Source organism: Thalassospiraceae bacterium LMO-SO8, from assembly GCA_031655335.1.
In the GTDB taxonomy this organism is placed as follows: domain Bacteria; phylum Pseudomonadota; class Alphaproteobacteria; order Rhodospirillales; family Casp-alpha2; genus UBA1479.
Genome location: CP134226.1, coordinates 3,781,441 through 3,792,500 on the forward strand (window position 1 = coordinate 3,781,441; position 11,060 = coordinate 3,792,500).

General features: G+C 63.6%; 11 protein-coding genes and 4 tRNA genes. 9 read left to right on the forward strand and 6 right to left on the reverse strand.

Annotation, left to right across the window (positions count from 1 at the left end):
• Positions 1 to 9: 9 nt before the first annotated feature.
• The 4 genes from RJ527_18330 to RJ527_18345 form a co-directional block, all read right to left on the reverse strand.
• Positions 10 to 85, reverse strand: a tRNA-Trp gene (locus RJ527_18330).
• A gap of 86 nt (positions 86 to 171) precedes the next feature.
• Positions 172 to 1,362 (reverse strand): elongation factor Tu, encoded by a 1,191-nt coding sequence (gene tuf, locus RJ527_18335; protein ID WND75968.1) that lies wholly within the window; start codon positions 1,360 to 1,362, stop codon positions 172 to 174.
• A 119-nt stretch (positions 1,363 to 1,481) separates the two neighbouring features.
• Positions 1,482 to 1,555, reverse strand: a tRNA-Gly gene (locus tag RJ527_18340).
• 185 nt (positions 1,556 to 1,740) lie between these two features.
• A tRNA-Tyr gene (locus RJ527_18345) sits at positions 1,741 to 1,826 on the reverse strand.
• 200 nt (positions 1,827 to 2,026) lie between these two features.
• Here RJ527_18345 and rlmB point away from each other — a divergent pair.
• Together rlmB and RJ527_18355 are read left to right on the forward strand one after the other, a co-directional pair.
• Entirely contained in the window at positions 2,027 to 2,863 is an 837-nt protein-coding gene (rlmB, locus tag RJ527_18350) for a 23S rRNA (guanosine(2251)-2'-O)-methyltransferase RlmB (protein ID WND75969.1), read from the forward strand.
• Positions 2,864 to 2,928: 65 nt separating this feature from the next.
• Complete coding sequence (locus RJ527_18355; protein WND75970.1) at positions 2,929 to 3,435, forward strand: hypothetical protein; 507 nt, start codon at positions 2,929 to 2,931, stop codon at positions 3,433 to 3,435.
• A gap of 25 nt (positions 3,436 to 3,460) precedes the next feature.
• Here RJ527_18355 and RJ527_18360 read toward each other — a convergent pair whose 3' ends face one another.
• Complete coding sequence (locus tag RJ527_18360; protein WND75971.1) at positions 3,461 to 3,838, reverse strand: cyclic nucleotide-binding domain-containing protein; 378 nt, start codon at positions 3,836 to 3,838, stop codon at positions 3,461 to 3,463.
• A 232-nt stretch (positions 3,839 to 4,070) separates the two neighbouring features.
• Here RJ527_18360 and RJ527_18365 point away from each other — a divergent pair.
• From RJ527_18365 to RJ527_18375, 3 genes are all read left to right on the forward strand, one after another.
• Positions 4,071 to 4,146: transfer RNA gene (locus RJ527_18365), tRNA-Thr, on the forward strand.
• 108 nt (positions 4,147 to 4,254) lie between these two features.
• Positions 4,255 to 6,015, forward strand: coding sequence for an arginine--tRNA ligase (argS, locus tag RJ527_18370; GenBank protein WND75972.1), 1,761 nt, complete (start codon positions 4,255 to 4,257; stop codon positions 6,013 to 6,015).
• A 32-nt stretch (positions 6,016 to 6,047) separates the two neighbouring features.
• Entirely contained in the window at positions 6,048 to 6,392 is a 345-nt protein-coding gene (locus RJ527_18375; GenBank protein ID WND75973.1) for a TraR/DksA family transcriptional regulator, read from the forward strand.
• A 4-nt stretch (positions 6,393 to 6,396) separates the two neighbouring features.
• On the opposite strand, the gene RJ527_18380 is transcribed toward RJ527_18375, so the two are convergent.
• Positions 6,397 to 7,764 carry an MATE family efflux transporter gene (locus RJ527_18380; GenBank protein WND75974.1) on the reverse strand — a complete coding sequence of 456 codons (1,368 nt, stop codon included), beginning with the start codon at positions 7,762 to 7,764 and terminating at the stop codon, positions 6,397 to 6,399.
• A 159-nt stretch (positions 7,765 to 7,923) separates the two neighbouring features.
• Here RJ527_18380 and RJ527_18385 point away from each other — a divergent pair, with 159 nt between their 5' ends.
• The 4 genes from RJ527_18385 (at position 7,924) to RJ527_18400 (ending at position 11,057) form a co-directional block, all read left to right on the forward strand.
• Positions 7,924 to 8,826, forward strand: coding sequence for a DMT family transporter (locus tag RJ527_18385; protein WND75975.1), 903 nt, complete (start codon positions 7,924 to 7,926; stop codon positions 8,824 to 8,826).
• A gap of 97 nt (positions 8,827 to 8,923) precedes the next feature.
• Positions 8,924 to 9,829: a DMT family transporter gene (locus RJ527_18390; protein ID WND75976.1), complete on the forward strand. Its 906-nt coding sequence runs from the start codon at positions 8,924 to 8,926 to the stop codon at positions 9,827 to 9,829.
• A gap of 2 nt (positions 9,830 to 9,831) precedes the next feature.
• Positions 9,832 to 10,161 (forward strand): DHCW motif cupin fold protein, encoded by a 330-nt coding sequence (locus RJ527_18395; protein WND75977.1) that lies wholly within the window; start codon positions 9,832 to 9,834, stop codon positions 10,159 to 10,161.
• A gap of 179 nt (positions 10,162 to 10,340) precedes the next feature.
• Positions 10,341 to 11,057 carry a hypothetical protein gene (locus RJ527_18400; GenBank protein WND75978.1) on the forward strand — a complete coding sequence of 239 codons (717 nt, stop codon included), beginning with the start codon at positions 10,341 to 10,343 and terminating at the stop codon, positions 11,055 to 11,057.
• The last annotated feature ends 3 nt before the right edge of the window (positions 11,058 to 11,060 follow it).

Here is an 11,060-nt window from a genome sequence, read left to right on the forward strand (position 1 = left end):
CCTCGAAAGTGGCAGGGGCACCAGGGCTCGAACCCGGGACCTGCGGTTTTGGAGACCGCCGCTCTACCAACTGAGCTATACCCCTAAAGCCGCTTCGGTCATCCGGCGGCCCGGACCACGGGTCCGGGCGCCGGCCAGGTGACCTTGCTCTATATAGTCGGCCTCGTTCCTTTATTCGATGATCTTGGAAACGACGCCGGCACCGACGGTGCGGCCGCCTTCGCGGATGGCGAAGCGCAGGCCTTCGTCCATGGCGATCGGCGCGATCAGATTGACGACCATCGAGATGTTGTCACCCGGCATGACCATTTCCGTGCCGGACGGCAGCTCGACCGTGCCCGTCACGTCCGTCGTGCGGAAGTAGAACTGCGGACGATAGTTCGAGAAGAACGGCGTGTGACGCCCGCCTTCGTCCTTCGTCAGGATGTAGGCTTCGCAGTCGAACTTCGTGTGCGGCGTGATCGAACCCGGCTTGGCCAGAACCTGGCCGCGCTCGACTTCCTCACGCTTCGTGCCGCGCAGCAGCACGCCAACGTTGTCGCCCGCTTCGCCCTGATCCAGAAGCTTGCGGAACATTTCAACGCCCGTGCAGGTCGTCTTCGTCGTGTCCTTGATGCCGACGATCTCGATTTCCTCGCCGACCTTCACAACGCCGCGCTCAATGCGGCCCGTCACAACCGTGCCGCGGCCCGAGATCGAGAACACGTCTTCGATCGGCATCAGGAACGGCTGATCCTTCGGACGATCCGGCTGCGGAATGTACTCGTCAACCGCACGCATCAGCTCCAGGATCGCGTCATGGCCGGTCTTCACGTCGCTGTCTTCCAGCGCCGCCAGAGCCGAACCCTTGACGATCGGAATGTCGTCGCCCGGGAAATCGTAAGACGACAGAAGCTCCCGGATTTCCATCTCGACAAGCTCAAGAAGCTCTTCGTCGTCAACCTGGTCGACCTTGTTCATGAACACCACCAGCGCCGGAACACCGACCTGACGCGCCAGCAGGATGTGCTCCCGCGTCTGCGGCATCGGGCCGTCAGCCGCCGACACAACCAGAATGGCACCGTCCATCTGCGCCGCACCCGTGATCATGTTCTTCACATAATCCGCGTGACCGGGGCAGTCGACGTGCGCGTAGTGGCGGTTCTCCGTCTCGTATTCAACGTGCGCCGTCGAGATCGTGATCCCACGCGCCTTCTCTTCCGGCGCCTTGTCGATCTGGTCGTACGCCGAATACGTCGCGCCGCCCGTCTCCGCCAGAACCTTCGTGATCGCCGCCGTCAACGACGTCTTGCCGTGGTCAACGTGGCCGATCGTGCCGATGTTGCAATGCGGCTTATTACGTTCAAACTTCTCTTTCGCCATTGTTCGGTCTCGTCTGTCTGTCTGGTGTTACGTGAGAACTGTTTGGTGTCGCTCGACGCCCGAAAGCGTCTTGAAAATGCTCCTGCTGTCCCCTTGCCGGGTCACGCCGCCAAAAAGGTTGGAGCGGGTGAGGGGAATCGAACCCCCGTCGTAAGCTTGGAAGGCTTCTGCTCTACCATTGAGCTACACCCGCTTGGCGTCGCGCCGCCTTGCAAGCCCGTCCGCCCTAACATGGGACTTGAGTTCAACTATTCCTATTCGCCGCACCGCACTCTTTTTTTAACGTCGTCTTTATCCGCTCACCGCGCCTGATCACCCTGGCAGTTCACCAATCGGCACCCAGGCCCCGATTCAATGCGCCAACCCCCGGCAACGAGATGGTGGAGGGGGTTGGATTCGAACCAACGTAGGCGTACGCCAACGGGTTTACAGCCCGTCCCCTTTAGCCACTCGGGCACCCCTCCTGGGACCCGTTCTCCGGAATTTCGCAGCACCACGGTGAAATCTGCCCGGCCGGCACGCCGGACGGACCGTGGGAATACGAGGAATAGCAACCGGTTGTCAACGCCAAAACATAGTAAAATAGCCCGCAGGCCCCTCCCCTTCTCTTAATCAAGAGAGGCTTCCAGCAGACTTCAATTGTGGTTTCATGTTAAATCCCCCCATGAGCAAGCGCAAGCCCCACCCCAAGGCCCGTTTCCGGGCGAAACCCGAGGACAGCCACGCCCCCCGCGGCGCCGGCCGCGCGGCCTGGATTTACGGCCGCCACGCCGCCCTTGCGGCCCTCCTCAACCCTCACCGCGTCATTTCCCGCATCGTCGCGGCCCCCGGCCAGGCCGAGGAGGTCACCGCCGCCCTGCGGACCAAGGGCGCCCCTCCGGACCGCCCGCCCCCGGAAACCCTGGACCGGCGGGATATCGACGCCCTGTTGCCCCAGGGCGCCGTGCATCAGGGCCTGGCCGTCCTGTCGCCGCCCCTGGACACGCCGGCGGTCGAAGACATCTGCGCCCGGGCGGGATCAGCGACCAATGCCCTGGTCCTGGTGCTCGATCAGGCGACCGATCCGCACAACGTGGGCGCCATTCTGCGTTCGGCGGCGGCGTTCGGCGCCCTGGCCGTGATCGTTCAGGACCGCAACGCGCCGGAGGCCACGGGCGCCCTGGCCAAGGCCGCCTCAGGCGCGCTCGAAACCGTGCCCCTGGTCGTCGCCACCAACCTGAGCCGCGCCCTGGAGCAGTTGCAGGCGGGCGGGTTTTGGTGTCTCGGCCTGGATGGCGAGGCCCAGACGCTGATCGGCGATGCCGACCTGTCCGGGCGTATCGCCCTGGTCCTGGGCGCCGAGGGGGCCGGCCTGCGCCGTCTGGTCAAGGAACACTGCGACCTTTTGGTCCGGATTCCCATCCAATCGGCCATGGAAAGCCTGAATCTGTCGAATGCGGCGGCCGTCGCCCTGTATGAAGCGGCCCGGCGACGTCCGGTCTTGCCTCCCGATAGTCAATAGGCGTACATATCGCGAAGTTCTAATAAGGGGGGAACCCCCGCCTTCTTTGGGGGAAGAACGAAGCGGTGTTTCGCAACAGGCTGCCGTTGTCCGATTTGACGGCGCCGCTAACCGACGTGCTGGACCACTGGCGCGCGCGGGGCGGTGAAGATTTGGCTTGTCCCTGGCCCAAATTCGAAATGCACTTCCTGCCGCCACGGGTCTTGCCGACGACCCTGGTGATCGATGTGTTCGACGACATGAACGCGAACAAATATCGCTTTTGGGGCAGCAAGATGACGTTGATCCACGGCAAGGACATGACCGGCAGGAGCCCTTACGGACTGTCCCCCCCGGAACTCGCCGAGGATCTGCGCAAGCAGCACCTGGAAATCCGCGAAAATCGTGTCGCCTGCGCCCATGTTCTCGGCTTCGCGCTCGAAAGCGGCCTCACCCAGACACACACCATCCTGCGCCTGCCGCTGTCGGACGACGGGCGCACGGTCAGCCATATCGTAGGCGTGGTCTGGTATTCCCCGGAGGCCCTGAAGTGGCTTGAGCAGAAAGGCCAAGGCAGCCTGTTCGGCCCCTGAGTTAAGGAACCTTGGTCCCGGTCCGCTAATCCGCCAGGGGGCGCGCGTTCATACCCCGCAGGCGGTCTGCGAGCACGCCCATGACATGGAGCGCGAAGAACGGCGTGTTCTGGACCATGAAGGCGAAGCCTCGGCGATCGACGGGAATGACCTCGCAATCGGAGGCCGCGGTCACGGTGGCGCTGCGCGGACTGTTGTCGACCAGGGCCAGTTCACCGACGATGCAGCCCGGCCCGGCCTGCTCCAGCACGTGATTGCGGACCATGATCTCCATGTCACCCGACTTCACGACATACATCAGATCCCCCGGTTCACCCTCGCGGAACAGAACGTCCCCGGCCTTAAGGGCCTTTACCTCTTCGTCACCGCGAAACATCTTGGTGAAATCAAATCGTTCGGACATGCCGGCCTTCCCCCTGTGCCGCAGAATTGCGGGTTAACAACGCTTTTACGACAATTTTGTTACGGTTTTCTGACTCGCTCTCCGCCGAGCCGCAGGGGCGCTCCGCGCTTGTGCCACAAGGGGGCTTGAGAGTATACGTTGCGCGCAAGATGGGTGCCCGGGCCCCGTCGGGCCGGGTCCTTGGGGCCGCTTTCTCCAAGAACACGCCCGGAACCAGGTACCGCCGCCTTAAGCCGGCTTAGCTCAGTTGGTAGAGCACCTGATTTGTAATCAGGGGGTCGCGGGTTCGAATCCTGCAGCCGGCACCAGCGCGGTCCCGCCGCTTCTATTGACCTGATCCGGCAATTCTGGGACAAACCCGGCGCGCCTAGGGGCGCCCATGCATTCCCATAAGCCTTCTCCAGACCGGACAACCCATGAACCTGTTTCAGCATTTCCAGGCCGAAGTGACGCGCCAGATCGACGCCCTGGCCGCCGAAGGCGCCCTGCCCGCCGGGTTGGACACCGCGCGCCTTACGGTCGAGCCGCCGCGCGACACCAGCCACGGCGACATCACCACCAACGCCGCCATGGTCCTGGCCAAGCCCGCGGGCATAAAGCCCCGCGACATCGCCGACCTGCTGGCGGCCCGGCTGAACAGTCTGCCCGAGGTCACGGAAACGGCGGTCGCCGGCCCGGGGTTCATCAACATGCGCCTGGCCGATACGTTCTGGCAGGCGCGGCTGCGGGAAATCCTGGAAACGGGCACCGCCTACGGCGATTCCGATTTCGGCAAGGCCGCCGGCAAGGTCAACGTGGAATACGTGTCCGCCAATCCGACTGGGCCGCTGCATGTCGCCCATGCGCGAGGCGCCGTGGTCGGCGACGTGCTGGCGCGGCTGTTGAAAAAAGCCGGCTACGACGTGACCACGGAATATTACATCAACGACGCCGGGGCCCAGGTCGAGATCCTGGCGACCTCGACCTACCTGCGCTACTGCGAGGCCCTGGGCCAGGACATCGGCGACATTCCCGAAGGCATGTATCCGGGCGAATACCTGATCCCCGTGGGCCAGGCCCTGGCCGAGGCCGACGGCGACAAGTGGCTGAGCGCCGACGAGGACACCTGGCTGCCCCATATCCGCGAATTCACCGTGGCGCGCATGATGGCCCAGGTGAAGGAAGACCTTGCGGCGCTGGGCATCCAGCAGGACGTCTATACCTCGGAAAAGGAACTGGTCGCCGCCGGTGCCGTCGACGCCGTCTACAAGACGCTCGCCGACCGCGGCCTGATCTATACGGGCGTGCTGGAGCCGCCCAAGGGCAAGCCCGCCCCCGACGATTGGGAGCCCCGGCCCCAGTCCCTGTTCCGCGCCACCCAGTTCGGCGACGACATCGATCGCCCGCTGAAGAAGTCGGACGGGTCCTGGACCTATTTCTCCAACGACATCGCCAACCACCTGGACAAGTTCAAGCGCGGCTTCACGCAGATGATCGACATCTTCGGCGCCGACCACGGCGGCTATGTGAAGCGCATGAAGGCGGCCGTCACCGCCGTGTCCGAGGGCAAGGCCGAGCTCGACATCAAGCTGTGCCAGATGGTCCACCTGATGAAGAACGGCGAACCCATGCGCATGTCCAAGCGCGCCGGCAACTTCGTGACCCTGCGCGACCTGATCGACGAAGTTGGCCGCGACGTCGTGCGGTTCCTGATGCTGACCCGCAAGAGCGACACCCAGATGGAATTCGATCTGGCCAAGGCGGTCGAGCAATCACGCGACAACCCGGTGTTCTATGTCCAGTACGCCCATGCGCGCTGCCGCTCGGTGCTGCGCTCCGCGCCCGACGAACTGGCGGGCCTGGACACCTCGGCCGAGGCCCTGGCCCAGGCCGACCTGTCCCTGCTCTCCGATCCGGCGGAACTGGACCTGGTCAAGATCATGGCGGCCTGGCCGCGCATTGTCGAACAGGCGGCGGAAGCCCACGAGCCGCACCGCGTCGCCTTCTACCTGAACGACGTGGCCTCGGCCTTCCACGGCCTGTGGAACATGGGCAAGGACGACACCAGCCTGCGCTTCATCCAGGCCGATGCCCCCGAGGTCTCGCGCGCCCGCATGGCCCTGGTGCAGGCGACGGCGACGGTTATCGCCTCGGGCCTGGACGTGCTGGGCGTGACGCCGGTCGAAGAACTGCGCTGACGCCCAGCCCGAATCTGGGCTAACATTCGGGCATGAAAAGCCCGTTTACCAAGAAACAGCTTGTCCAATACCGCGAGCGCCTGGAGGCGTTGATCGACGAGTTGGACGCCCTCGATTCCATGACCAAGGAATCGCGCCGGCCGGTGGAACTGGACCAGACCACCCAGGGCCGCCTGTCGCGCATGGACGCCTTGCAGGTCCAGGCCATGCAGGAAGCCACCGCCGACCGCCGCCGCTCGGAAAAGGCACGCGCCCGCGCGGCGCTGGAGCGCATGGACGCGGGCGATTACGGATATTGCGTGTCCTGCGGCGAGGACATCCCCGCCAAGCGCCTGGACCACGATCCGTCGACGCCGACTTGTGTCGACTGCGCCTGACGCGTTAACCGAGGGGCCGGCGGGCCAACAGGCGGAACCGCCCGGCCAGCAGCAGGATCGAAATCGCGCTGGCCCCCATCACCGTCCAGATCAACCCCTGAACCCCATAACCCAGCGGGATAGCCACCCAATAGGCCACCGGCACCATGACGCCGCCGTAGCACCCGATCTGGCAGATCATGGGCGCCCAGACGTCGCGCCGCCCCCGCAGGGCCTGCGCCATCACCGCCTGACCGCCGTCGAGCACCAGAACCCCCGCCACGACCACGACCAGGGAGCGCGCGATCGGGATCAAGGCCGGGTCGGCCGTGTAGAAACCGACCAGCAGGTCGGCTTGAAAAAAGATCAACAGGCCGATGCACCCCGCCAGCACCGTGTTGGCGCCCAGGCCGGTCCAGCCCGCCAGTTCCATATCCGCCCGGTCGCGCCGCCCAAAGGCGATGCCGACACGCACGCTGGTCGCGCCGCCGATGCCGATGGCGACCATGAAGAACAGGGCCAGCAGGTTGAAGGCGATCCCGTAGGCCGCCGCCGACAGTTCACCCAGCCATCCGGCGAACAGGATCATCGCCGTGAAGGCCGCCGATTCCGCCGCCATGCCCAGGCCCGTGGCATAGCCGATGCGCCGCTGCGTGCGGCCCGCGGCAGGGTCGGGGTCGGGTGCCCGCAGGGCGAAGCGGTCGCGGTCCGGCAGCCACCACACATAGGCGACGATCGAGATCGCCAGGGCCCAGCGCACGATGGTCGTCGCCCAGGCCGCCCCCTCCGCCCCCATGGCCGGAACGGGCCCGATGCCATAGATCAACAGCCAGTTCAGCCCCACGTTCAAAACGTTCGCCAACAGCATCAACACCATGCCCGGCAAAGGACGGCGGAGACCTTCGAGGAAGAAATTCGTGGTCAGGAAGATCAGCACCGGCAGAACACCAAGCCCCATGATATGGGCGACCGCACCACTGCCGGCGGCAAGGTCGCCGGTCTGGCCAAGGATTTCCATCAGGTCCCGGCCCTGCCAGGCGATGGTCAGGCCGATCAGCCCCAAGCCGAAGGCCATGGGCAGGGAGCGCCGCCAGGCCGCCCCGCAGGCGCGGTAGTTTTCCGCCCCGAAGGCGTTGGAGGTCATCACCAGGGTGCCCATCAGCAACCCCATGCAGGCAACGATGATGTTGATGACCACGGCGTTGCCGATGTTCAGATAGGCCAGTTCGGCCGTCGCCGCGTGACCGACCATGACGGCGTCGACCTGGGCGATCATCAGCACGCCGAAACGCGAAATGACCGTCGGCACCGCCAGGCGGATCAATTCCCCCAGATGGCGGCGCAGGCGGGCGACGAACCAGGTTTCGCCGGGGCGGATCGGGGCTTCGTACATGGCCGCCCCTTTTACCCCGCGTGACGGCACAGAACAGTGTTAATTCGGGACTGTGGATCGTCAGGCATCACACCTTGCCGAGCCCAAGCGTTGACGGCACCGCCACCGGCATCGAAACTGCGCGGCCACGCCGATCCACCATCCCTGGGACACCTCCCGATGACCGCAGAGCCCGCGACCGCCCCCAACCGATCCGGCGCCGCCACGGACGCCCGCATCGGCATCCTGTGCATGCTGGCGGCGATGTTCGCGTTCACGGTGATGGATTCCCTATCCAAGCACCTCGTCCGCACGCAAGCCCCTCTGCAAATCGTCTGGGGCATTTATGTGGTGCAGGCCGTGGTCTTGTGCGCCGTCATGGCCCGGCGCCTGCCGCGCCTGCTGCCCTCCCGGCAGGTCGGGTTGCAGGCGCTGCGCGCGGCGTTCCTGGTCGCGACATCCATCTGCTACGTCACCGGGCTGCGCTACGTGCCGTTGGCCGAGTCCGGGGCCATCGTCATGCTGGCCCCCCTCGCCTTCACCGCCCTGGCCGTGCCGTTCCTGAGAGAAAGGGTCGGTCTGCGGCGCTGGGCCGGGGTGGCCGCGGGCTTTCTCGGCGCCATGATCATCATTCGCCCGGGGACGGAGGCCATGCAGGTCGCCGCCCTGTTGCCGCTGGCGGCGGCCCTGCTGCATGCGCTGTATCAGGTCGTGACCCGCTTCGTCGCCCGCGAGGACAGCGTGCTCACCACCCTGACCTACAGCGTCCTGTTCTGCGCGCTGATCATGACCCCCGTCGTGCCCTTTCACTGGACGCCCATGGACGCGGCGCAATGGGGGCTTCTGGCGGCGGCGGGAGTTTTAGGGCTCATTGCCGAATATGCCTTGATCCAATCCCTCGCCCGGGCATCTGCCGCGGTGGTGGCCCCCTATACCTATTCCTACCTGCTGTGGGCGGCCCTGGTCGGGCTCATCGTGTTCGGCGAACAGCCGGACGCTTGGGCCGCCTTGGGGGCGGTTGTCATCGTCACGTCTGGCATCTACGTGTGGCGGCGGGAACGGGCCGCCGGCCAAGGGACCTAACCGCTGCAAGCCCGTTCTGCGCCAAAGGCGTATTGACGCCGGGCCCGCGCACCGCCATGACAGGATGGCGCTTCCGCCCTCCAGGCCCCGAGACCCCATGGACCAGCAATCCAGCCCGCCGCCCGCCGACCAAACCGCCGACGGCCATGTGGGCCAGGGCGTGCTGTGGATGGTCGTCGCCATGGCCTGTTTCGTCAGCATGGACAGCATCGCCAAGGAACTGGTGAAGACCCATTCCGTGGTTCAGGTCGTGTGGGGCCGTTATTTCTTTCAGGTCGCCGTGCTGGCCGTGATTCTGTTTCCCCGCCTGCGGAGGCTGATGGTGACCCCGAATTTGGGGCTGCAATTGGTCCGCTCGCTGCTGCTGCTGGTGACCACGGGCCTCTACTTCACCGGCCTCAAATACGTGCCGATCGCCGAGGCCAGCGCCATCATGATGCTGGCCCCCCTGGTGGTGACGGCGCTCAGCGTACCGTTGCTGAAGGAACGGGTCGGCCCGCGCCGTTGGGCCGGCGTGGTGATCGGTTTCGCCGGCGCCATGATCATCATCCGCCCGGGCGGCGACGCCATGCAACTGGCCGCCCTGCTGCCGCTCGTCGCCGCGGTGACCCACGGCGTTTATCAGGTCTCGACCCGCTTCCTCAGCCATAGCGAAAGCGTGCTGACCACGCTGTGCTATTCGGCGCTGCTGGGGGCCATGATCATGAGCACCGCCGTGCCGTTCCATTGGACGCCCCTGCCTGCACTGGGTTGGGGAATGCTGCTGTGCGCCGGGATGTTCGGCACACTCGGCCACTTCGCGCTGATCAAGGCCTTCACCCTGGCCCCGGCCGCCACCGTCGCTCCCTTCACCTACACCAACCTGATCTGGGCGGCGGCATCCGGATTCCTGTTCTTCGGTGAATGGCCGGACGCCTGGACGTTCGTCGGCGCGGCCGTCATCGCCGGATCGGGCATCTACATCTACCACCGCGAGAAGGTGGTGAAACACCAGGGGTCATAACCATGCAGATGAATGAAATTCCCTTCGGCACCACCGACTGGTCGGCGGTCGAACGCACGGAACACAAGGGGGAAACCGGCACCGCCTACTGGCGGACGCAAACCTTCGGCGGCATCCGTGTGCGCATGGTCGACTACACCCCGGGATACCTGGCCGATCACTGGTGCGTCAAAGGCCACATCCTGTTCTGTCTCGAAGGTGAGTTGCACACCGAACTGGAAGACGGCCGGACCTTCGTCCTGACACCGGGCATGAGCTATCAGGTCGCCGACAACGCGGAGCCCCACCGGTCATCGACCACGACCGGCGCCAAGCTGTTCATCGTCGATTAGGTCGCCCGGCGAAGGGGGCAACCGGCGATCCGAGCCCGCTGAGACTTCTTGACCTACCGCCGTAAGAGCCGTGAAAAATTCAGCATTAGCGAAGAAAATTGTATCTAGCCTCGCCTTGTTTGCCTGACCCTGCGCCTAATCTAAAGTTCTATTGCCACATAATCTTGTTGGATAGCGCTATGAAAGAGCCGCAACCTAAATCACCAAGAGCAGTACACGTTGTCGAAACAGTTAAACACTTACGTAAAGACTGCGAGGAAGCTTGTTTGGTGCAGGGATTGCTCCTGTCGATGGATAGAAAAATAGATGATATTGGATTCGAGCACCAACCACTCGGAGTGAGGCGATCAATACTCACAATCCAAAAATCCCTACTCTCAACGATCGTATTATTTTTGTGCAGAGCTTATGATCACTGGGACGGCAAGAAATCTACTCAGGACAGAAAGTGTCTCCAAGCTGTATTCAGCATTTTGGAAAATGACAAAGCTGTTTTCGACGAACTCATCCGCGACGAAAAAGAGCATGACCTTTTTAGACTTGCGACAAAAAAATGGGATTCACTTGAAAAACATTTTTCAACACAAATGATATTTAAGGCGCTTGACCATCACTTTAAAAAAATATCGAGCGAAGAGTTCCACAATTACAAAAAATTATTAAACATAAAGCGGGTACTTAAAGGCCCTCGGAACGAAGTTCTAGCACATAATCTTGGGAGGCGATCCCCAGAACCTTCTTTGGCAGATGTGCGCAGCCTACTTAGCCATACACTTCAAATAATAGAACCGCTGTCAGAGCTGTTTGGGGGAATCTCTGTGCCGCTAACAACTGTGAATGATGTCTGCCTAAAACAGGCAGGAGAATTTTGGGCCGAATGGATGCCAAACAAATAATAT